Raw genomic sequence first — 20,241 nt, 5'->3', positions numbered from 1 at the left:
GGGAGGCCCCGAGGTGGACGTCGATCTGCGGAAGGTGCGCTACTTCGTCGCCGTGGCCGAGGAGCTGCACTTCGGCCGGGCGGCGGAACGGCTGCACATCGCGCAGCCCGTGCTGTCGCGCCAGATCCGGGCGCTGGAGGAAGAGCTGCGGGCGCAGCTGTTCGTGCGTGACCGGCGTTCGACCGAGCTGACCTCGGCCGGACGGCAGCTGCTCGAGGACAGCCGTCCCCTCCTCGCCTCCGCCGAGGCGCTGCGCCGCCGCGTCGCGCTGGCCGCGCGCGGGACCTCGACCTTCACCATCGGTTTCATGCCCGGCATCACCGTGACCGAACCCGTGCGCGCGCTGACCGAGCGCCACCCCGGGCTCGCGGTGGACCTGGTCCGCACCACGTGGGACGACCAGACCGAGGTGCTCCACGACGGCCGCGCCGACGCGAGCATCGTCCGGCTCCCGGTGGACCCGCGCGGGCTGACCGTGCGGCCGGTGTTCAGCGAACCGCGCGTCGCCGTGCTGCCGGCCACACACCGTCTGGCGGGCAAGGAAAGCGTCGACGTGGCCGACCTCGCCGAGGAGCACCTGCTCAACGACCCGGACGCCGTGCCCGAGTGGCGGGCCGTCGCGACCGAACTGCGCGCCGGCGGCGTCGCACGGCCGCGCGGGTTCCGCAGCATCGAGGAGAAATTGGAGCACGTGGCCGCCGGTCTCGGCATCGCGATCGTGCCACTGTCCACTTCGGAGTACTACACCCGCGCGGACGTCACGCACGTGCCGGTCGCCGACCTGCCGCCGGGCCAGGTCGCCGTGGCCTGGGTCGCGTCGCGACGGTCGCGGTTGATCTACGAGTTCGCGGAACTCATCACTGCTTGAGTGCGGTTCGAGGCTGAGGACTTTCGGCTGCGCGTCGAGCATCCGCGTGGAATCCGCCGCCGGGCAATTCGGGGTGGTGGAGCGGATGGCGGCGACGCAGGTCAGGCGGTGGGTTCCTCTCGGCGGACCGCGGGGAAACGCCCCGTTCAGGGGGCCGTCTCAAGTGCCCGGTGCAGCCCCGCGAGCAGGGTCGACGCCCGGGTGTCCACGACCTCGGTCTGCAGTTCGTTGGTGCTGAAGGAGAACGAGACCCCGTGGCTCGGCCACGCTCCGTGCCGCCCGCCGCCCGCACCGGAGTGGCCGAAGGCGGCGGGGTCGCCGTGACCGAAGGTGTCGATCGGGTCGGCCAGCTCGAAACCGAGGCCGAAGCGCAGCGGCCGGCCGGTGATCACGTCGACGCCCTCGGACCACGTGCGGGTCGCCAGCTTCAGCACGGGCGAAGGCACCAGCGAGCCCGCCAGCAGCAGGTCGTAGAGCCGCGCCATGCTCGTCGCCGTGCCGACGCCGCTGCTCGCCGCGAGCTCGGCCCCGCGGAACTCGGGGGAGTTCACGGTGTCGGTGGAGCTGAGGAGGCCGGGGTACACGCGCTCGACCACGCGTCGGCGTTCCTCGTCTTCGCCGAACGTACTGATGCAGTGGCCGGGCGCGCGCCGCAGCGTCGCCACAGGGACCGACGGCGGGGTGCCGAGCCGCAGGTCGAGCCCGTACGGCGCGGCGAGCAGCTCGCGCACCAGCTCGCCCACACCCTGGCCGGTGACGCGGCGGAGCAGCTCCGTGGTGAGGTAACCAAAGGTCAGGGCGTGGTAAGCCACTCGCGTGCCGGGCGTCCACAGGGGACGCTGTGCCGCGAGGGTCGCCGCGCCGGCGGAGTTGTCGGCCGTCGGCACGTCGGCGTCCACCCAGGGCAGCCCGACGGTGTGCGAGAGCACCTGCGCCACGGTGACGTCGGCCTTGCCCGCCGCCGCGAACTCCGGCCAGTAGCGCGCCACCCGTTCACCCGGGCCGAGCCTCCCGCGGGCGGTGAGCATCGCGACGAGGATCGCCACGATCCCCTTGGTGCCGCCGAAGAGCACCACGCGGGTGGCGGGTGTCCACGGGGTGCCGGGCGCCGCCGACCCGGCGCACAGCTCCACGACGAGCGTGCCCCGCCGGAAGACGCTGAACGCGACCCCACCCGACGTCGCCGCCGCGACCTCGTCGAACGCTTCGCGCACCGCCTCGAACCCCGGCCGCACCCCGCCGCGGACGGTCATGACGGCAGCGGGGTCGCCAGCAGTTCGCCGGTGCGGGCGTGGGCGGGCGAGCTGGGCACGGACTCGACCGTACCCTCTGCCACGATCTGCCCGTCGCGCGGAACGGCCTGATGGTCGCACTGGTCCGGACACTGTCGCGTTCGGGCGGTTTCCGTGCAGGGCAACGGGATTGAGACACGGCGCAGGCGGTCGGATCAGGCAGGCTCCGGTTTGACCGGCGGCGGCACGGGTATTACCGTCCGAGCGTGACCGCCGCCCCGCCCTGTGCCGTGCGCACCGAGGTGGTCGACGGCGTGCTGGTCGCGACCCTGGACCGGCCCGGTGGCAACAAGATCGACTGCCGGCTGAGCTTCGAGCTCTACTCCGCCTGGGCACGGCTGCGCGACGACCCGGCGTTGCTCGCGGGCGTGGTGACCGGTGCCGGCTCGGAGTACTTCTCGGTGGGCTGGGACCTCGCGTCCGGCTCCGGCGGGTTCGCCGGCGTGGCAGACTTCTTCCGGCTCGGCAAACCCATGATCGCGGCCGTCAACGGCGTCGCCCGCGGCGGCGGGTTCGAGCTCGCGCTCATGACCGATCTCATCGTCGCCGCGAACCACGCCGAGTTCGCGCTGCCCGACCCACGCGGCGCGGTGCCGCTGCCCGAGCGCCTTTCCGAGCAGGCCGTGCACGGACTGTGCCGCACGGGAAGGCTCACGGCGGCGGAGGCCGCGCGGTGCGGGATCGTGCACCGGGTCGTGCCGGCCGGCACCGAACTCGCCGCGGCGGTGGACCTCGCGCGCTCGCTCGGCAGCGCGCCCGGCGCGGCCGCGGCCGTGAAGGAGATCGGCCTCGGCGCGCACCGCGGCGAGAGCTGGTTCGCCTAGTTTCGCTTCGCCACCACGGAGAACCGGCGCAGCGCGAGCGCCGGGTTCGTGGCCCGGACCTGCTCGAGACGGTCGGTCGAGATGTCCGCGACCGCGACCCCCGGCCGTTCGCCCAGCGACGCCGACACCACACCCATCGGGTCGACGACGAGGCTCGACCCCGACCCCATCGGCGCGATCTGCCCGGCCGCGGCGACGTACACGGTGTTCTCGATCGCGCGCGCCTTCACCAGCGTCGTCCAGTGGTACTCCTTGAGCGGCCCTGGCACCCACTCCGCCGGCAGCAGCACGGCCTGCGCGCCGGCATCGACGAGCCGCCGCGTCACCTCGGGGAAGCGCAGGTCGTAACAGGTCTGCAGGCCGAAGGTCAGGCCGGCGGCCTTGAACGTGGCGGGTTCGGTGATCTCACCCGCGAGGATCACGTCGGACTCGCGGAAGCCGAACGCGTCGTAGAGGTGGATCTTGCGGTACAGCGCGGCGAACTCGCCGTCCGGACCCGCCGCGACGAGCGTGTTCCAGATCCGCCCGCCCTCCGGAACCGCCTCGTTCATCCCGGCCACGACGGTGATCCCGCGCTCACGCGCGAGTTCGCGCAGCCCCGTGGCGAACGCGCCGTCGAGGGGCTCGGCCGAGGCCACGAACCGCTCGTCGACCTTCGGCACGGTGAACATCGAGTACTCGGGCAGCACCACGACCTCGGCGCCGCGGTCGGCGGCTTCGCCCGCGAGCCGTGCGACTTCGGCCAGGTTGGCCGGTTTGTCGTCGGTGGGCGCGAACTGCGCGACGGCGACCTGCACCATGACAAGCGTCCTCTCAGGGAGCGACGGCGACCCGTCACCACTACGTGTACTCCGTGTATACACGACCGAAACCGCACCGAGCCGGTCCCGGTCGAGGACGGCGGAGCGGCTCGGGATCGGTCCTGAACCGGCACTTGCGTCCCGTTTCCGAGGTGGTCTCGGCGCTGGATCGCCCCTGAGCGGCGCGCACGGGCGGCCTGCCGCAGCCGCCGATGATAGGAATGTCGGGTGACCGAACCGAACTCGATCGACGCCGCCGCTGACGAGGCCGTCACGCTCACCAGCGACCTCATCCGCATCGACACCACCAACACCGGAGACCCCGACACCCTGGTCGGTGAACGCGCAGCCGCCGAGTACGTCGCGGAACAGCTCACCGACGCCGGCTACGAGATCACCTACGTCGAGTCCGGCGCCGAGGACCGCCACAACGTCTTCGTCCGCCTGCCGGGCGCCGACCCGTCCCGCGGGGCGCTGCTGATCCACGGGCACCTCGACGTCGTGCCCGCCGACCCGGCCGAATGGTCGGTGCACCCGTTTTCCGGTGCCGTGCAGGACGGTTACGTCTGGGGTCGCGGCGCCGTCGACATGAAGGGCATGGTCGGCATGACGCTGGCCCTCGCCCGCCACTACAAGATCCACGGCATCGTGCCCCCGCGCGACATCGTGTTCGCCTTCCTCGCCGACGAGGAGGCCGGCGGCAAGTACGGCGCGCAGTGGCTGGTGGAGAACCGGCCCGAGCTGTTCGAGGGCGTGACCGAGGCGATCAGCGAGGTCGGCGGCTTCTCGATCACGCTGAAGGACGACGTGCGCGCGTACGTGATCGAGACGGCCGAAAAGGGCATTCGCTGGATGAAGCTGCGCGTGCGCGGCACGGCGGGCCACGGCTCGATGATCCACCGCGACAACGCGGTCACCAAGCTCGCCGAGGCCGTCGCGAAGCTCGGCAACCACCGCTTCCCGCTGGTGCTCACCGACTCCGTGCGCGAGTTCCTCGCCGGGGTCACCGAGATCACCGGCTGGGATTTCCCCGAGGACGACCTGGAAGGCTCCGTCGCCAAGCTGGGCAACATCTCCCGCATGATCGGCGCGACCCTGCGCGACACCGCGAACCCGACGATGCTCACCGCCGGCTACAAGTCGAACGTGATCCCGTCGTTCGCCGAGGCGTCGGTCGACTGCCGCATCCTGCCCGGGCGCCTCGAGGCGTTCGACCGGGAGCTCGACGAACTGCTCGGACCGGACATCGAGAAGGAGTGGATGGAGCTGCCGCCGGTCGAGACGACGTTCGACGGCGCGCTCGTCGACGCGATGACCGCCGCGGTGCTCGCCGAGGACCCGGGCGCGCGCACGCTGCCGTACATGCTCTCGGGCGGCACCGACGCGAAGTCCTTCCAGCAGCTCGGGATCCGCAACTTCGGCTTCGCGCCGCTGAAGCTGCCGGCCGAGCTCGACTTCTCGGCGCTGTTCCACGGCGTGGACGAGCGCGTGCCGGTCGACGCGCTGAAGTTCGGTACGCGCGTGCTCGACCGGTTCGTGCGCTCGTCCTGAGGGCTGGGTCAAACCCGAAGCGCCCGCGTTCACGCTCGCCGATGGGACACCCCTGCACCTCGTGCGGTGGGGTGACCCGTCGGCCGGCGTGACCGTGGTGCTGCTGCACGGCTACGCGCTCGACCGGTACAGCTGGGACCGGATCGCGCCGCTGCTGCCGGAGGCGGTCGAGGAGCCGCCGGCCGTGGTCGCCTACGACCACCGCGACCACGGCAAGTCCGGACGCGCCGGGCGGGGCACGGCGACGATGGCCCGGCTGGGCGACGACCTGGCCGAGGTGCTGGAGCGCGAGGTGCCCGAAGGCCGGGTCGTGCTCGTGGGCCACGACATGGGCGGACTCGCGATCATGGCGCTCACCCAGCGCCACCGCAAGCTGTTCACCGCGCGGGTGGCCGGGCTGGTGCTGCTCGCGACGTCGTCCGGCGGCTCGCCACCGAGGCCTCGGCCGCGTGGCCGGGTGCGCTCGGAATGCTGGCGCGGGACCTGGAACACGTGCTGGGCGCGAAGCTGTTCGGGCTCGTGCGCGAGCACACGAGGCGGGCGGTGCGGGGCTGCGCTGGTGGCTCTTCGGCGACGATCCGCGGCCGGAGCTGGTCGAGCTGTCCGTGGCCATGATCCGGCGCACCTGGCCGCACACCGTCGCCGCGTTCCGCCCGGCGCTCGCCGCGTACGCCCGCGATGCGGCGCTGGCGCGCGTGGGCGCCCTGCCCGTGACAGCCATCGTGGGGGAGCGGGACCGCATCGTGGCGGCCGCGGACGTCGAGCACCTCGTCGGTGGCCTGCAGCACGGCACGGCGGTGGTGCTGCCCGGCGTCGGGCACGTCGTGCCGCCACGATCCGCGGCACAGGTCCTGCCCGGATCGTGGCGTCGGTGCGCGAGGGCCGCCGACAACTTCGCAAATCTTGACAACTTAGTTTTTCGGTACCACGATGGGCGCATGTTCCCCATTGCGGTGATCGAGGACGCGGCGGCGGCCGAGGTGTCCCTGGACCCGGTCCGGGCCCGGCTGCTGGCGGAGCTGTCCGAGCCGGCTTCGGCGACGATGCTCGCGGCGCGCGTCGACCTGCCCCGGCAGAAGGTCAACTACCACCTGCGCGCGCTGGAGAAGCACGGGCTCGTGGAGCTGGTGGAAGAGCGGCGCAAGGGCAACGTCACGGAGCGCATGATGCGCGCGACCGCGGCGTCGTACGTGATCTCACCGGCGGCCCTGGCCGCGGTGCAGCCGGATCCGGCGCAGTCGCCGGACCGGCTGTCGGCGCGCTGGCTGCTGGCCGTGGCCGGCCGGCTCGTGCGTGACGTCGGAATCCTGATCACGGGCGCGGCCAAGGCGCGCAAGCGCGTGGCGACGTTCGCGCTCGACGGCGAGGTGCGCTTCGCCTCGGCGGCCGAGCGGGCCGCGTTCGCCGAAGAGCTGACGGTGGCCCTGACCACACTGGTGGGCAAGTACCACGACGAGGGTGCCGAGAACGGCCGCGCGTACCGCATGGTCCTGGCCGTGCACCCGGCTGTGCCGGACGAGGAGGACTGACGTGGGCAAGGAATTCGAGATCCCGGGATCGGCCGAGGTGGCGGCGACGCCGGAGGAGGTCTGGGCGGCGATCGCGACCGGGCCGGGCATCGACTCGTGGTTCATGGGCCGCAACGAGGTCGAAGGCGGCGTCGGCGGGGTAGTGCGCGGTGCGTTCGCCGGCTGGGAGCCGGAGTACTCGATCACGGGGTGGGATCCGCTCAAGCGGCTCGCGTACGAGACCGGGCCCGGGCCGGATGGCCGGCGGGTCGGGTACGAGTTCCTCGTGGAGGGCCGCGACGGTGGCAGTTCGGTGATCCGCTGCGTGACGAGTGGATTCCTCCCCGGCGACGACTGGGAGGAGGAGTTCGAGGCCATGACCGCGGGCGGCGCGCTCTTCTTCGCCAACCTCGCCGAGTACGTCACGCACTTCGCCGGCCGCGTCGCCACTCCGGTCACCGCGTTCGGCCCGCCCGTCGCCGACTGGGACCGGCAGTGGGCCGCGCTCGGTGCCGAACTCGGGCTGGCCGAGCGGCCGGCGCAGGGTGACCGCGTCCGCGTCGAGCACGCCGGGCGGAGCACCGAAGGGGTCGTCTACTTCGTGAACCCGCAAACCGTGGGCGTGCGAACGGCCGACGCGCTGTACTGCTTCATCGAGGGCTTCCGGGGTCCGCTCATGGTGTGCCACCACGTGTTCACCGCGGACGGTGGCGACGAGCGCAGCTGGCAGGAGTGGCTCGGGCGCGTTACCGCCTGAGCCCTGTTCCTGTTGAGCCCTGTGCCCGTTGAGCCGGGCTCGCTCAGGTGGCGAGCCCGGGCAGCCGATCGGCCGCGGTGCGCTTGCGCCGCAGCCAGACCCGCCGGGTGCCGTCGGCGTAGAGCCGCACCGTGCGCAGCTCCCAGCCGGCGAACTCGGCGTGGATCGAGAGCTGGATCGCCGCCGCGCGCCGGGACACACCCGGGGGCAGGCGCAGGCGGCGGTACTCCCAATCGCCTTCGACCACCGCCTCGTCGACCGTCGTCATGGCTGGATCACCTGGGTCCCTTCTCCTGCGGCCGAGCCCACGAGCACGCGGCCGCTCCGGTCGTCGACGCTCACCGAGTTCGGCTGGCGCACGGTCGGGAATCGGTACTTCTCCGTGGGCTCGCCGCCGCGGACGTCGAAGCCCACCACTTGGTTCTGCCCGGTCAAGGTGACCCAGGCCAGGTTGCGCTGGTGGTCGTAGGCGATGCCGTAGATGCCGCCCGGCACCGGGTAGCGCTGCCGCAGGATGAGCGGACCGACGGAGAACGCGAGCAGCGCGCCCGCGCGGGCGTCGGTGACCAGCACGCGGCCGTAGCTGTCGCTGGTGGCGTTGGCGGCGCCGTCGCCGGCGCGCAGGCCCTCGCCCATCGTGCCGGCGTTCACGTCGACGCTGAACACCGCGGTGCGCAGGCGGTCGAGCACGACCACGCCCTGGCCGGTGTCCACCACGTCGTCGGCGCTGTAGAGCTGACCGGTGATGGTCTTGGTGACCGCGCGGCCGGCCAGGACCTCCACGGCCTTGCGGTCGCGGACGGACACGATCGTGTCGGCGCCGTCGGTCACCCCGGCCGTGGGCTGGCCCGCCACGGGCTGGGTGGTGAGGGTGCCGGCGGGCAGCGCGATCTTCGCCAGCTGGCCCTTGCCGGGGATGCTCGCGATCGCCTGGCCGTTCGACGCCGTGAGCGACTCGGCGGGCCCGGGCAGGGGCACGGTGGCCTTCGGGGTGCCCAGTGCGTCGAGGTCGTAGATCAGCACCGACGGCGGCTGCGTGACCGCGACCGCGAGGGTGTGGGTCTTCTCGTCGGTCGCCATGGCCGACACGGCGGGCGTGGCGAGGACCTGACCGGCGGGTTTGACCGCGACGGCGGGGGAGGGCGCGGGCTTCGCGGCCACCGGGTTCGCCACGACCTGCAGCGAGTCGGTGTTGTCCTGGCCGCCCGAACCCGACGTCGAGCACGCCGAGAGCGCGAGGGCACCGACCAGCGGGATCGCGATCCGCGCCACGGCGGTGGGCCGACGCACCTTGAAGCCTCCAGCTGTCCCTCGGCGAGGTGTCCTCACCAGCATCCCCCAGGATTCCCGTGCCGTCACGTGTGCGTCATCCAACAGACACCTGCGTCTCATTTCGGGCCCCGCTCGGGATAGCCCACGTCGACGCAGCTCACGTCGTCGAGCGCACTGCGGATCGCGGGCGGGAGCGTGAGGTCCTCCGACGCCAGCGAACCGGTGAGCTGGCCGGTGTCGCGGGCGCCGACGACCGGCGCCGCTACGCCCGGGCGGTCGCGCACCCAGGCCAGCGCGACGACCAGCGGCGAGGTGCCCAGCCCGTCGGCCGCGGTGGCCACGGCCTGCACGATCCGGGCCGCGCGGTCGGTGCGGTGGTGCTCGACGTACCCGGCGAACTCGCTCGACGCGCCACGTGAGTCGGCCGGCGTGCCGGTGCGGTACTTGCCCGTGAGCACGCCCCGGCCGAGCGGCGCCCAGGGCAGCACCCCGATGCCGTGGTGCAGCGCGGCGGGCACGGCCTCGCGGTCGGCCCCGCGTTCGAGCAGCGAGTACTCGTACTGGCACGACACGATCGGGGCCACCGTGCTCGCGCGCGACGCGGCCGTGGCGAGCTGCCAGCCCGCGTAGTTCGAGACGCCGACGTAGCGAACCTTCCCGCTGGTCACCGCGTACTCCAGTGCCGCGAGGGTCTCCTCGATCGGCACGCCCGCGTCCCACGCGTGCAGCTGCCAGAGGTCGATGTGGTCGGTGCCCAGCCGGCGCAGCGAGCCGTCGAGCGCGCTCAGCAGCGCGCCCCGGGAGGCCCCGCCGCCGAAGGGCCCGTCGGTGCGCCGCGCGACGGCCTTCGTGGCCACCACCACGTCGTCGCGGGGCACGAGATCGCCCAGCAGGCTGCCGAGCACCCGCTCGGCCTCGCCCTCGGCGTAGATGTCCGCGGTGTCCACCAGCGTGCCGCCGGCGTCGACGAACGCGACGAGCTGGCTGGCCGCCTCCTCGGCGTCGGTGTCGCCGCCCCACGTCATCGTGCCGAGCGCCAGGCGCGAGACCCGCAGTCCCGACCGGCCGAGCTGTCGCTTTTCCACGACCGCCGAGCCTAGCCGTCGGCCCGCTCCGCACTTGACCAAGGTGACGCCGTGTCGCGGCCCGCCACCCGCTCGGTGCACCCACGGCACGGCGCGCGGCGCGGCATCGGTACGTTTCCGGCCGTGCGAATGGGACTCAACCTCGGTTACTGGGGCACCGGGGACAACTCCGCGAACCTGGTGCTGGCCGGGAGAGCGGACGAACTCGGGTACTCGGTGGTGTGGGCCGCCGAGGCCTACGGCTCCGACGCCGTGACGATGCTCACCTGGATCGCCGCGCGGACCGAGCGGATCGACGTGGGCAGCGCCGTGCTGCAGATCCCGGCTCGGACGCCGGCGATGACGGGCATGACGGCGGCCACGCTCGACACGCTGTCGGGCGGGCGGTTCCGCCTCGGGCTGGGCGTGTCGGGCCCGCAGGTGTCGGAGGGCTGGCACGGCGTGCGGTTCGCCGACCCGGTGGGCCGCACCCGCGAGTACGTGGAGATCGTGCGAGCCGTGCAGTCGCGGCGCCGGGTGCGGTTCAGCGGCGAGCACTTCGAGCTGCCGCTGCCCGACGGCCCCGGCTTGGCCCTGGGCCTGAGCTTCCGGCCCGAGCGCAAGCAGGTGCCGGTGTACCTCGCAGCGATCGGCCCGAAGAACCTCGAGCTCACGGGTGAGATCGCCGACGGCTGGCTGCCGGTGTTCTTCTCGCCCGAGCACGCCGGTGAGCAGCTGGCCCACCTCCGTGCGGGCGCCGAAGCCGCCGGGCGTTCGCTGGCGGGCTTCGACATCGCCCCGAGCGTGCCGCTCGTGGTCGGGCCCGACTGGCGCGAGTGCGCCGACGCCGTGCGTGCCCACGCAGCGCTGTACCTGGGCGGGATGGGCAGCCGGAAGCAGAACTTCTACAACCGCCTGGCCGCGCGCATGGGGTTCGAGGCGGAGGCGGCCGAGGTACAGGAGAAGTACCTCGCCCGCGACTACGCGGGGGCGCAGGCGGCCGTACCGCTGCCGTTCCTCGACGCGACTTCACTGCTCGGCCCGCGGGAGCGGATCGCCGAACGCATGACGGAGTTCGCGAAGGCGGGCGTGACGACGTTGTCCGTGACTCCGTACGGGGAGCCCACGGGATTCGAGGCGGCTCTGCGGACCGCCGTGGAAGCGATCGAGCTGGCGGGAGTGGCCTGATGGGGTGGTTCGAAGCACTGGTGCTGGGGCTGGTGCAGGGGCTCACGGAGTTCCTGCCCATCTCCTCCAGCGCGCACCTGCGGATCGTGGCCGCGCTCGTCGGCTGGGACGACCCGGGCGCGGCGTTCACGGCCGTGACGCAGATCGGCACCGAGCTCGCGGTGATCCTCTACTTCGGCAAGAAGATCGGCCGCATCCTGCAGGCCTGGTTCTTCTCGCTCTACCGCCGCAGCTGGCGCCACGACCCCGACGCGCGGCTGGGCTGGCTGATCATCGTCGGCTCGATCCCGATCGTCGTGCTCGGCCTGCTGCTGCAGGACCAGATCGACGAGACCTTCCGCGACCTGCGGATCACCGCGACGACCTTGATCGTCTTCGGCGTGATCCTGCTCATCGCCGACCGCGTGGGCCGGCAGCGGCGCACACTCGACGACCTGAACGTGCCCCACGGCCTCGGGTTCGGCTTCGCCCAGGCCCTGGCGCTGATCCCCGGTGTCTCGCGCTCGGGCGGCACCACCAGCGCGGGCCTGTTCATGGGCTACACCCGCGCGGACGCCGCGGAGTACTCCTTCCTGCTGGCGCTGCCCGCCGTGTTCGGCTCGGGTCTCTACAAGCTCACGGACATCGGCGAGAACGGCGAGACCGCGCAGTGGGGGCCGACGATCCTGGCCACGCTGGTGGCCTTCGGCGTCGGTTACGCGGTGATCGCGTGGCTGATGTCCTACATCAAGCGCAAGAGCTTCGTGCCGTTCGTGATCTACCGGATCGTGCTCGGTGCCCTGCTGTTCGGCTTGATCTTCGGCGGCGTGCTGGACCCGAACGCCGGTCCGGTCAGCAGCTGAGGTTGTGTCGACGCGGGACCCGCAGGGACCTGGCCCGCGAGATCAACGGTTAGGGTTACGTCGTGAGTACGGTCATCTTGCTGCGGCACGGGAAGTCCACCGCGAACGGGTCCGGCGTCCTGGCGGGGCGCACGCCGAAGGTCGGTCTGGACGACACCGGCCGATCGCAGGCCGAGAAGCTGGTGGAGCGGCTGGCCGGGGTGCCGGTTGCCGAGCTGGTGGTCTCGCCGATGCTGCGGTGCAAGCAGACGGTGACGCCGCTGGCCACCGCGCTCGGGCTGGACAAGACCGTGGAGCCGCGCCTGTCCGAAGTGGACTACGGCGACTGGACCGGCCGGGAGCTGAAGACGCTGGTCAAGGAGCCGTTGTGGCGGGTGGTGCAGGCCCACCCGTCCGCCGCGGTGTTCCCGGGCGGGGAGGGGCTGGCCGCGATGCAGGCGCGGGCGGTGGCCGCGATCCGCGCCCACGACGCGCGCATCACCGCCGAGCACGGTGACCACGCCGTGTGGGTCGCGTGCAGCCACGGCGACGTGATCAAGGCCGTGCTCGCCGACGCGCTGGGCCAGCACCTCGACGCGTTCCAGCGGATCGTGGTCGACCCGGCGTCCGTGTCGGTGGTCCGGTACACCGAGACGCGGCCGTTCGTGCTGCGCGTGAACGAGAACGGCGGCGATCTCCAGGGCATCGTGCCCCCGCCGCCGAAGAAGAAGAGGGGCCGCAAGGCGAGCGACAGCGACGCGGTGGTCGGCGGCAGCACCGGCCGCTGAGCCGATCCGACGCGCGGCAGTCCGAAAGGCGCTCGACCGCGACGGCGAAACCCGTAGGGTGGGCGGAATCAAACGCGGGAACAGCACGTGAAGAACCAGGAGCAGAACCCGATGATTTCGCCGGACAACCCGTTCGCCACCCCGAGTGAGCTGCCCTACGCCCTGCCGCCGTTCGACCGCGTCGAGGTCGGGCACTACCGGCCCGCGTTCGAAGAGGGCCTGGCGGCCCACACCGCCGAGATCCGCGAGATCGCGTCGAACCCGGCGGAGCCGACGTTCGAGAACACGATCGTCGCGCTCGAGCGGGCGGGGGAGTTGCTGGGGCGGGCCGGCGGCACGTTCTTCAACATCTCCGGCTCCGACTCGACCGACGAGATCCAGGAGATCCAGGCCGAGCTGGCCCCGAAGCTGGCCGCGCACTCCGACGCGATCCACCTGAACCCGGAGCTGTTCGCGCGGATCGACTCGCTGTACGAGCGCCGCGCCGACCTCGGCCTCGATCCCCAGTCGCTGCGCCTGTTGGAGCGCCGTCACACGGACTTCAGCCGGGCCGGTGCCGGCCTGCCCGAGGCCGACCAGGAGAAGCTGCGCAAGCTCAACGAGCAGCTCTCGACCCTGCAGACGAAGTTCCAGCAGAACCTGCTGCGCGACACCAACGAGCTCGCCGTGGTCCTCGACGACGCCGCCGACCTGGCCGGGCTCGACGAGGGCGCCATCGCGACCGCCGCGGAGGCGGCCACGGCCCGTGGGGAAGAGGGCAAGTACGTCCTGAACCTCACGCTGCCGACCGCGCAGGCGGCCCTGGAGTCGCTGACGAATCGCGGGGTGCGTGAGCGGATCTTCACCGCGTCGGTCTCGCGCGGCAACCGCGGCAACGAGTACGACAACAACGCCGCGGTCGCCGAGATCGTCCGGCTGCGGGCCGAACGGGCCGCGCTGCTGGGCTACCCGGACCACGCGTCGTACGTGATCGCCGACCAGACGGCCAAGACCGCCGAGGCGGCGTCGGGCCTGCTGGAGCGGCTGGCGCCGGTCGCGGTGGCCAACGCCCGCACGGAAGCCGCCGAGCTGCAGCAGCACCTCGAAGCCGACGTGCCCGGTGCGACGCTCCAGCCGTGGGACTGGGCGTTCTACGCCGAGAAGGTGCGCCGTGAGCGCTACGAGGTGGACACCGCCGCGCTGCGTCCGTACTTCGAGCTGAACCGCGTGCTCACCGACGGCGTGTTCTTCGCCGCGAACAACCTGTACGGCCTCACGTTCACCGAGCGCGACGACCTGCCGAAGTACCACCCGGAGGTCCGGACCTTCGAGGTCTTCGACGCCGACGGCCGCGGCCTGGGCTTGTTCCTCGTGGACTACTACACCCGTGACTCGAAGCGCGGTGGCGCGTGGATGAACGAGTTCGTGGAGCAGTCGGACCTGCTGGACCGCAAGTCCGTGGTGGTCAACGTGCTCAACGTCGCGAAGCCGCCGGCGGGGGAGCCGACCCTGCTCACGCTCGACGAGGTCACCACGGTGTTCCACGAGTTCGGCCACGCGCTGCACGGGCTGCTCTCGGGGGTCGAGTACCCGACGTTCTCCGGCCCGAGCGTGCCGCGCGACTTCGTGGAGTACCCGTCGCAGGTCAACGAGATGTGGATGCTGTGGCCCGAGGTGCTGGCGAACTACGCCAAGCACCACGTGACCGGCGAACCGCTGCCGACCGAGCAGGTCGCCAAGCTGGAAGCCGCGCAGCAGTACGGCGAGGGCTTCAAGACGACCGAGTACCTCGCCGCCTCGCTGCTCGACCTCGCGTGGCACCGCCTGGGCGTGGACGACCGCGTCGACGACGTGCAGCGCTTCGAGGCCGACGCACTGGAGAAGTCCGGTGTGGCACTGGAAAGCGTGCCGCCGCGCTACCGCACGACGTACTTCAACCACATCTTCGGCGGCGGCTACAGCGCGGGCTACTACTCCTACATCTGGAGCGAGGTCCTCGACGCCGACACCGTGCAGTGGTTCCGCGAGAACGGCGGCCTCAAGCGCGACAACGGCGACCACTTCCGCTCGACGCTGCTGGGCCGCGGGGGGAGCGTGGACCCGATGGAGGCGTTCGCGAACTTCCGCGGCCGTGAGCCGGAGATCGAGCCGCTGCTGGAACGCCGGGGCCTCGCCGGAGCGTGATCTCGCGAGGTGGGGCCGCCCGGGTTCTCGGGGTCGGCCCCACTTTTTGTCGCTTGTGGAGTGTATAACGACCTATACAGCCGGGCATGATTCCTGGCTTGTCACTCCAACGGAAACAAAATCGGGCTGATGAGGTGCTGGCGCCGCCCGGGTGCCGGCTCGTTGCGCAAGCGGGGGAGCAGCGCTTCACGCAGGTCAGTGATCAGGTCGGCGAGCTCGTCGTGGCTCAGCCACACCGAATGCTGGCGGTAGCCCACCAGATCCTCGACGGGATCCGCTCCGGTGCGTCCCAGGTACGCGGTGAACTCGGCGATCAACGTCGTCATCGCGGTCGCGAACACGCGCCGGTGGTCCTCGAGCGTCGCCGAGGCCGCCGCGTCGGCGTCGACCACCGCGCGGTCGCGCCGCAGCCGGTAGCTGCGCTCGACGGCACCGCGCACGCGCTGTTCCTCCGCCACTTCCAGTATCCCGGCCTCGGCGAGCAGGCTCACGTGCCGGTAGACGGTCGCTTTCGACACGTCGTGGATGCGTTCGGCCAGCTCGGAGGTGGTCAGGGGCTGCCCGCCGGAGAGGGCGTGCACCACGCGCAGCCGCACCGGGTGCACCAGGAGTTCGAGATCGTCCACGCCGTTATGTTCGCACATCTGCTACCGTTCGCAATATTGAGAAAGGTGGCCTCTGGGGGCCCGAGGACAGGAGTTCGGCATGAAACTCGACGAGGCACCACTGGGCGAGCACTACGACGCGGCGGGACACCGCCTCTTGCTGCACCGCTGCGGGACAGGCGGACCGGCGGTGGTGTTCCTGCCCGGTGCGGGCCTGATGGCGTACGACTTCCTCAACGTCCACCAGCGGGTCGCCGAGTTCACCACGAGCGTGGTGTATGACCGCGCCGGCACGGGCTGGAGTGAGGACACCGCACTGCCGCGGACGCCGGACCAGGTGACCGACGAGCTGCACGCCCTGCTGGCGGCCGCGGAGGTTCCCGGACCCGTCGTGCTGGCCGGGCACTCGCTCGGCGCGCTCTACGCCCGCCGGTACGCGCAGCGGTTCCCCGATGCGGTGGCCGGACTGGTGTTCCTCGACCCCGGCCACGAGGACATCCTCGACTTCCTGCCGAAGGAAGCGGCCGAGCTGAACGAGAGCCTCAAGCCCGACCCCGCCGCACTGCCCGAACCGACGACCGAACAGCTGGCCGCCTCACGCGAGGCTCTGCTGGCGCTCTACGGCGCCTGGCCCGACGGTGTCCGCGAGGCCCTGGTGGACAAGCACCTCACGGCGTGGCGCACGGCCGTGCTGGAGACGCAGAACTTCGAAACCGAGGTGTACGACCAGGTTCGCGCCGGGGGAGCGCTGCCGGACGTGCCGCTCGTCGTGTTGAGCGCGCTGGGGGCCAACCCGTACTGGGCGCAGTTCGCGTCGCCGGAGCTGATGGGGGAGATGCTGGCGGGGATCAAGGCACTGCACGCTTCCATCGCCGCCGCGGTTCCGAGGGGTGAGCACCGCGTGCTGGAGGGAGCGGCCCACCAGACGATGCACCTGGACCACGAGGACGCCGTGGTGGCAGCCATCCGCTCGGTCCTCTGAGGACGATCGACCCCTTGTGCGAAATCGCATTTTATGGCCTGTGCCAAGGGCTCCTATGGTCTGATTCATGGACTGGAGCTTTCAGACGGCCGAACGGCTCGTGGCAGCACTGCGAGCCGGTGAGGTGACGTCGGCGGCATTGACCGACGAGGCGATCACCCGGATCGAACGCGACGACAAGGTCATCAACGCGGTGTGCGTACCCGACTTCGACCGTGCGCGGGCCGCCGCGCGCACCGCGGACGAGGCGCTGGCGCGCGGCGAGAACCGGCCGCTGCTCGGTGTCCCGGTGACGGTCAAGGAGTGCTACGACATCGCCGGACTGCCGACGAGCTGGGGCATGCCGCAGTACCGGGACTTCGAGCCGGCCGAGGACGCGGTGCAGGTGTCGCGGCTCAAGACCGCGGGTGCGGTGGTGCTCGGCAAGACCACCGTGCCCTTGGGGTTGCAGGACATCCAGACCTTCAACGAGATCCACGGCACCACGAACAACCCGTGGGATCACGATCGCACCCCGGGCGGGTCGTCCGGCGGCTCGGCGGCTGCCCTGGCGTCGGGGTTCGGCGCGTTGTCGCTCGGTTCCGACCTCGCCGGTTCGCTGCGCACCCCCGCGCACTTCTGCGGCATCTACGCGCACAAGCCGACGATCGGACTGGCGGCGACCCGCGGCATGGTCGCGCCGCCGGGTCCGGCCCTGCCGGTCGACCTCGACCTCGCCGTCGTCGGTCCGATGGCGAGGTCCGCCCGCGATCTCGCGCTGCTGCTCGACGTGATGGCCGGACCGGACCCGCTGACCCTCGGCAAGGCACACCGGCTGACGCTGCCGCCCGCACGCCATGAGCGGCTCGGCGACTTCCGGGTCCTGGTCCTCGACGAGCACCCGCTGATCCCGACCGGGGCGGCCGTGCGGGCCGGCGTGAACCGCGTGGCCGGCGTGCTCGCCGAGGGCGGCGCCCGCGTCGCGCGGCACACCCCGCTGCTGCCGGACCTGGCCGAGGCCGCGTCGCTCTACCTGCAGTTCCTGTTCTCGGGCTCGGTGGCGCGCTTCCCCGTCGACGCCCGTGAGCACCTACAGGCCCGCGCCGTCCGGCTGAGCCCGGACGACCGCAGCCTCGACGCGGCGCGACTGCGTGGCATGGTGCTCAGCCACTCGGACTGGCTCGAGGCTGCCGCCCGCCGCGAGCTGCACCGCCACAACTGGCGGCAGCTGTTCACCGAGTTCGATGTGGTCGTGTGCCCGATCACGCCGACCCCCGCCTTCCCGCACGACCACAACCCCGACCCGCTGGCACGCCGGATCGACATCGACGGGGTGGAGTACCCCTACTTCGACCAGCTCGTCTGGGCAGGCCTGGCCACCCTGCCCGGCCTGCCCGCCACCGCCGTGCCCACGGGCCGATCCCCGGAGGGCCTGCCGGTGGGGGTGCAGCTCATCGGCCCGATGTACAAAGACCGCACCCCACTGCGCCTGGCGGAACTGCTCGAGCAGAAGATCGGCGGCTTCGCGCCACCGGAGCAGTCAGTTCAAAATGTATAACGCCCTATACAGCGGGCGAGGATCTGAAAAATCAGCCGCCTACCAGGTCTTACAACTCGACACAAAACAAGCTAAGGAACGGAGAGAATCTCGACCACGGCCGCGTATGTTTGTTCCACGTCAAGGGTTTCGGTGTCGACCACTGTGCACTTCGGACGCTGTGGGAGGTAGGCCGCGATGTCGTCGTGCACGCGGCCGATCAGCGTCAGCCCACCGGCGCGGGTGAGGATGGCGTCGATCTCCGGCGTGGGGCCGTCGCCGGAGCGGGACGAGTACCGATCGAAAGCGTGGGGGCGCGCAGCCGTCAGCACGATCTCAACGTACGAAGCACCAGCGGCGGCAGCGGCCGTCTCGAAGCGCGAAACCTCGTGCAGGCGGGTGGCCAGTTGCGGCATCACGACGGAAAATCCCGACCGCAGATGGGTTTCCGCCATGGCGACGGCCAGGCGGCGCGCGACGGGCAGCGTGCCGAAGAAGTCGTCGCGCCAGCCGCCGATCAGGGACACGACGTGGTCGGTGTCGAGGTTCAGCACACCGGGGTGGCGGTCGGCGTAGAGGCGGGCGAGCGTGGACTTGCCGATGCCCGACGCGCCGTTGAGGTGGATGAGGCGAGGGCCGCCCCGGACGGATCCGGAGCGGCCCTCGGGACTGTCGCTCAAACCGGGTCGCTCAAGCTCAGATGAGGCCGAGCTTCTGCACGGCTTCGCGCTCCTCGGTGAGCTCGCCGACGGTGGCGTCGATGCGGGCGCGGGAGAAGTCGTCGATCTCGAGGCCCTGGACGATCTCGTACTTGCCGTCCTTGGCGGTGACGGGGAAGGACGAGATGAGGCCCTCGGGGACACCGTAGGAGCCGTCGGAGACGACCGCGGCGGAGGTCCAGTCGCCGTCGGCGGTGCCGTTGACCCAGGTGTGGACGTGGTCGATGGCGGCGGACGCGGCGGAGGCGGCGGAGGAGAGGCCACGGGCCTCGATGATGGCCGCGCCGCGCTTGGCGACAGTGGGGATGAAGGTCTCTTCGACCCACTTCTGGTCGTTGACGGCCTCGGCGAGGTTCTTCCCGCCAACGGTGCCGTGGGTGATCATCGGGTACTGCGTGGCCGAGTGGTTGCCCCAGATGGCCAGGCGCTTGATCTCCGTGACGGGCACGTTGAGCTTCTTCGACAGCTGCGCGAGGGCGCGGTTGTGGTCGAGGCGGGTCATCGCGGTGAAGCGCTCGGCCGGCACGTCGGGGGCGTGCGACTTGGCGATGAGGGCGTTGGTGTTGGCCGGGTTGCCCACCACGAGGACGCGGATGTCGTCGGCCGCGCCGGCGTTGATGGCTTCGCCCTGGGGCTTGAAGATGCCGCCGTTGGCTTCGAGCAGGTCGCCGCGTTCCATGCCCTTGGTGCGGGGGCGGGCGCCGACGAGCAGGGCGATGTTGGTGCCGGAGAACGCCTGCTTGGGGTCGTCGAAGATGTCGATGCCGGCGAGCTGCGGGAACGCGCCGTCGTCGAGCTCCATCGCGGTGCCCTCCGCCGCCTTGACCGCCTGCGGGATCTCGAGGAGCCGCAGCTTCACCGGGGTGTCCGGGCCGAGGAGCTGGCCGGACGCGATGCGGAAGAGCAGCGCGTAGCCGATCTGGCCGGCCGCACCGGTGACGGTGACGTTGACAGGGGCTTGGGTCATAGCGGGTTCTCCAGCTTGAGACGACTTTGGCTAGTAAGGCGACTCTAGTACTCGCGCGTGCGTTCGTTCGGGTGCGTCCAGTCACTCTCCGGTGGGTGTCGTGACGTTGGCGGCGAGGCGTCCCAGCAGGGTGGCCAGGGTCGCGATTTCGTGGTCGGTGAGGCCGGCGCGCATGCGGTTGTCGTGGGCGACGGCGGCTTCGGCGAGGCGGTGGAAGGTGGTTTCGCCGTGTTCGGTGAGTTCGACGTGGTGGACTCGGCGGTTTTCGGGGTCGCGGGTGCGGGTGAGCAGGCCGGCGGTTTCCATGCCGTTGAGGTGGTGGGTGAGGGTGGCGCCTTGGATGCCGACGGCGTCGGCGAGTTCGCGTTGGCTGGTGTGGTGGTGGGTTTTGAGGGCGATGAGGATCTGCCAGACGGGTTGGGAGCCGCCGACGGCGGTGAGGGCTTGGTCGAAGGCCTGGCCCGCGGCTTTGGCGGTGCGGGCGAGGACGACGCCGATGGGCGCGGTTGCTGGTCGTGGCACGGGGGAAACCCTACCGCAGACCGATCGATACCTA

Annotated in this window: 21 protein-coding genes; 12 read left to right on the top strand and 9 right to left on the bottom strand. The window is 71.5% G+C overall.

From position 1 onward, the window contains the following. Positions 1 to 13: 13 nt before the first annotated feature. Complete coding sequence (locus ACWEOE_RS21185; RefSeq protein ID WP_452011634.1) at positions 14 to 868, top strand: LysR family transcriptional regulator; 855 nt, start codon at positions 14 to 16, stop codon at positions 866 to 868. Between the two features lie 146 nt (positions 869 to 1,014). Here ACWEOE_RS21185 and ACWEOE_RS21180 read toward each other — a convergent pair whose 3' ends face one another. After that, positions 1,015 to 2,121 (bottom strand): serine hydrolase domain-containing protein, encoded by a 1,107-nt coding sequence (locus tag ACWEOE_RS21180; protein WP_452011631.1) that lies wholly within the window; start codon positions 2,119 to 2,121, stop codon positions 1,015 to 1,017. A gap of 245 nt (positions 2,122 to 2,366) precedes the next feature. Between ACWEOE_RS21180 and ACWEOE_RS21175 the strand changes: the two genes are divergently transcribed. Beyond that, complete coding sequence (locus ACWEOE_RS21175) at positions 2,367 to 2,984, top strand: enoyl-CoA hydratase-related protein (RefSeq protein ID WP_452011628.1); 618 nt, start codon at positions 2,367 to 2,369, stop codon at positions 2,982 to 2,984. On the opposite strand, the gene ACWEOE_RS21170 is transcribed toward ACWEOE_RS21175, so the two are convergent. Then, positions 2,981 to 3,784 carry a carbon-nitrogen hydrolase family protein gene (locus tag ACWEOE_RS21170; protein WP_452011626.1) on the bottom strand — a complete coding sequence of 268 codons (804 nt, stop codon included), beginning with the start codon at positions 3,782 to 3,784 and terminating at the stop codon, positions 2,981 to 2,983. The genes ACWEOE_RS21175 and ACWEOE_RS21170 overlap by 4 nt on opposite strands. Positions 3,785 to 4,012: 228 nt before the next feature. On the opposite strand from ACWEOE_RS21170, the gene ACWEOE_RS21165 reads away from it, so the two are divergent. The 4 genes from ACWEOE_RS21165 (at position 4,013) to ACWEOE_RS21150 (ending at position 7,600) form a co-directional block, all read left to right on the top strand. Beyond that, complete coding sequence (locus tag ACWEOE_RS21165) at positions 4,013 to 5,335, top strand: M20/M25/M40 family metallo-hydrolase (protein ID WP_452011623.1); 1,323 nt, start codon at positions 4,013 to 4,015, stop codon at positions 5,333 to 5,335. 88 nt (positions 5,336 to 5,423) lie between these two features. Continuing rightward, entirely contained in the window at positions 5,424 to 6,242 is an 819-nt protein-coding gene (locus ACWEOE_RS21160) for an alpha/beta fold hydrolase (RefSeq protein ID WP_452011723.1), read from the top strand. Positions 6,243 to 6,273: 31 nt separating this feature from the next. Further along, the gene (locus ACWEOE_RS21155; protein WP_452011620.1) at positions 6,274 to 6,864 is read left to right on the top strand and encodes an ArsR/SmtB family transcription factor; all 591 of its coding nucleotides are present in this window, start codon (positions 6,274 to 6,276) and stop codon (positions 6,862 to 6,864) included. Position 6,865: 1 nt separating this feature from the next. Beyond that, entirely contained in the window at positions 6,866 to 7,600 is a 735-nt protein-coding gene (locus ACWEOE_RS21150; RefSeq protein WP_452011617.1) for an SRPBCC family protein, read from the top strand. A 43-nt stretch (positions 7,601 to 7,643) separates the two neighbouring features. On the opposite strand, the gene ACWEOE_RS21145 is transcribed toward ACWEOE_RS21150, so the two are convergent. From ACWEOE_RS21145 to ACWEOE_RS21135, 3 genes are all read right to left on the bottom strand, one after another. Further along, a complete protein-coding gene (locus ACWEOE_RS21145) occupies positions 7,644 to 7,868 on the bottom strand; it encodes a DUF5703 family protein (protein ID WP_285967049.1) in 225 nt (74 codons plus the stop codon). Continuing rightward, positions 7,865 to 8,890 carry a YncE family protein gene (locus ACWEOE_RS21140; RefSeq protein WP_452011615.1) on the bottom strand — a complete coding sequence of 342 codons (1,026 nt, stop codon included), beginning with the start codon at positions 8,888 to 8,890 and terminating at the stop codon, positions 7,865 to 7,867. Before ACWEOE_RS21140 ends, ACWEOE_RS21145 begins: the two co-directional genes overlap by 4 nt. A 98-nt stretch (positions 8,891 to 8,988) precedes the next feature. Continuing rightward, positions 8,989 to 9,957, bottom strand: a complete 969-nt coding sequence (locus tag ACWEOE_RS21135; RefSeq protein ID WP_452011612.1) for an aldo/keto reductase — start codon at positions 9,955 to 9,957, stop codon at positions 8,989 to 8,991. A gap of 123 nt (positions 9,958 to 10,080) precedes the next feature. On the opposite strand from ACWEOE_RS21135, the gene ACWEOE_RS21130 reads away from it, so the two are divergent. From ACWEOE_RS21130 to ACWEOE_RS21115, 4 genes are all read left to right on the top strand, one after another. Further along, a complete protein-coding gene (locus ACWEOE_RS21130) occupies positions 10,081 to 11,124 on the top strand; it encodes an LLM class F420-dependent oxidoreductase (RefSeq protein ID WP_452011610.1) in 1,044 nt (347 codons plus the stop codon). Beyond that, the gene (locus ACWEOE_RS21125) at positions 11,124 to 11,966 is read left to right on the top strand and encodes an undecaprenyl-diphosphate phosphatase (RefSeq protein WP_452011607.1); all 843 of its coding nucleotides are present in this window, start codon (positions 11,124 to 11,126) and stop codon (positions 11,964 to 11,966) included. Before ACWEOE_RS21130 ends, ACWEOE_RS21125 begins: the two co-directional genes overlap by 1 nt. 62 nt (positions 11,967 to 12,028) lie before the next feature. Next, positions 12,029 to 12,733, top strand: a complete 705-nt coding sequence (locus ACWEOE_RS21120; protein WP_452011605.1) for a histidine phosphatase family protein — start codon at positions 12,029 to 12,031, stop codon at positions 12,731 to 12,733. A gap of 111 nt (positions 12,734 to 12,844) precedes the next feature. Then, positions 12,845 to 14,896, top strand: a complete 2,052-nt coding sequence (locus ACWEOE_RS21115) for a M3 family metallopeptidase (protein ID WP_452011721.1) — start codon at positions 12,845 to 12,847, stop codon at positions 14,894 to 14,896. Positions 14,897 to 14,997: 101 nt separating this feature from the next. Here ACWEOE_RS21115 and ACWEOE_RS21110 read toward each other — a convergent pair whose 3' ends face one another. After that, complete coding sequence (locus tag ACWEOE_RS21110; protein WP_452011602.1) at positions 14,998 to 15,522, bottom strand: helix-turn-helix domain-containing protein; 525 nt, start codon at positions 15,520 to 15,522, stop codon at positions 14,998 to 15,000. Positions 15,523 to 15,601: 79 nt separating this feature from the next. Here ACWEOE_RS21110 and ACWEOE_RS21105 point away from each other — a divergent pair, with 79 nt between their 5' ends. Both ACWEOE_RS21105 and ACWEOE_RS21100 read left to right on the top strand, forming a co-directional pair. Next, positions 15,602 to 16,483: an alpha/beta hydrolase gene (locus ACWEOE_RS21105; RefSeq protein WP_452011600.1), complete on the top strand. Its 882-nt coding sequence runs from the start codon at positions 15,602 to 15,604 to the stop codon at positions 16,481 to 16,483. 67 nt (positions 16,484 to 16,550) lie between these two features. Next, positions 16,551 to 18,020 carry an amidase gene (locus ACWEOE_RS21100; RefSeq protein ID WP_452011597.1) on the top strand — a complete coding sequence of 490 codons (1,470 nt, stop codon included), beginning with the start codon at positions 16,551 to 16,553 and terminating at the stop codon, positions 18,018 to 18,020. 71 nt (positions 18,021 to 18,091) lie between these two features. Here ACWEOE_RS21100 and ACWEOE_RS21095 read toward each other — a convergent pair whose 3' ends face one another. The 3 genes from ACWEOE_RS21095 to ACWEOE_RS21085 form a co-directional block, all read right to left on the bottom strand. Next, on the bottom strand, positions 18,092 to 18,679 hold the full coding sequence (locus tag ACWEOE_RS21095; protein ID WP_452011595.1) for an AAA family ATPase: 588 nt from the start codon (positions 18,677 to 18,679) through the stop codon (positions 18,092 to 18,094). Between the two features lie 16 nt (positions 18,680 to 18,695). Beyond that, complete coding sequence (locus ACWEOE_RS21090; RefSeq protein ID WP_452011592.1) at positions 18,696 to 19,685, bottom strand: malate dehydrogenase; 990 nt, start codon at positions 19,683 to 19,685, stop codon at positions 18,696 to 18,698. A gap of 81 nt (positions 19,686 to 19,766) precedes the next feature. Then, on the bottom strand, positions 19,767 to 20,207 hold the full coding sequence (locus ACWEOE_RS21085) for a MarR family winged helix-turn-helix transcriptional regulator (RefSeq protein ID WP_452011589.1): 441 nt from the start codon (positions 20,205 to 20,207) through the stop codon (positions 19,767 to 19,769). Positions 20,208 to 20,241 lie beyond the last annotated feature (34 nt).

The sequence above is a fragment of the Amycolatopsis sp. NPDC004368 genome (genome assembly GCF_053602515.1).
This window is presented reverse-complemented; position numbering and strand designations above follow the sequence as displayed.

What these genes read in the sequence shown, in the direction of transcription:
- ACWEOE_RS21180 (WP_452011631.1), bottom strand. Translation starts at nt 2,121, where the DNA reads ATGACCGTCCGCGGCGGGGTGCGGCCGGGGTTCGAGGCGGTGCGCGAA.
- ACWEOE_RS21170 (WP_452011626.1), bottom strand. Translation starts at nt 3,784, where the DNA reads ATGGTGCAGGTCGCCGTCGCGCAGTTCGCGCCCACCGACGACAAACCG.
- ACWEOE_RS21155 (WP_452011620.1), top strand. Translation starts at nt 6,274, where the DNA reads ATGTTCCCCATTGCGGTGATCGAGGACGCGGCGGCGGCCGAGGTGTCC.
- ACWEOE_RS21145 (WP_285967049.1), bottom strand. Translation starts at nt 7,868, where the DNA reads ATGACGACGGTCGACGAGGCGGTGGTCGAAGGCGATTGGGAGTACCGC.
- ACWEOE_RS21125 (WP_452011607.1), top strand. Translation starts at nt 11,124, where the DNA reads ATGGGGTGGTTCGAAGCACTGGTGCTGGGGCTGGTGCAGGGGCTCACG.
- ACWEOE_RS21115 (WP_452011721.1), top strand. Translation starts at nt 12,845, where the DNA reads ATGATTTCGCCGGACAACCCGTTCGCCACCCCGAGTGAGCTGCCCTAC.
- ACWEOE_RS21105 (WP_452011600.1), top strand. Translation starts at nt 15,602, where the DNA reads ATGAAACTCGACGAGGCACCACTGGGCGAGCACTACGACGCGGCGGGA.
- ACWEOE_RS21100 (WP_452011597.1), top strand. Translation starts at nt 16,551, where the DNA reads ATGGACTGGAGCTTTCAGACGGCCGAACGGCTCGTGGCAGCACTGCGA.
- ACWEOE_RS21090 (WP_452011592.1), bottom strand. Translation starts at nt 19,685, where the DNA reads ATGACCCAAGCCCCTGTCAACGTCACCGTCACCGGTGCGGCCGGCCAG.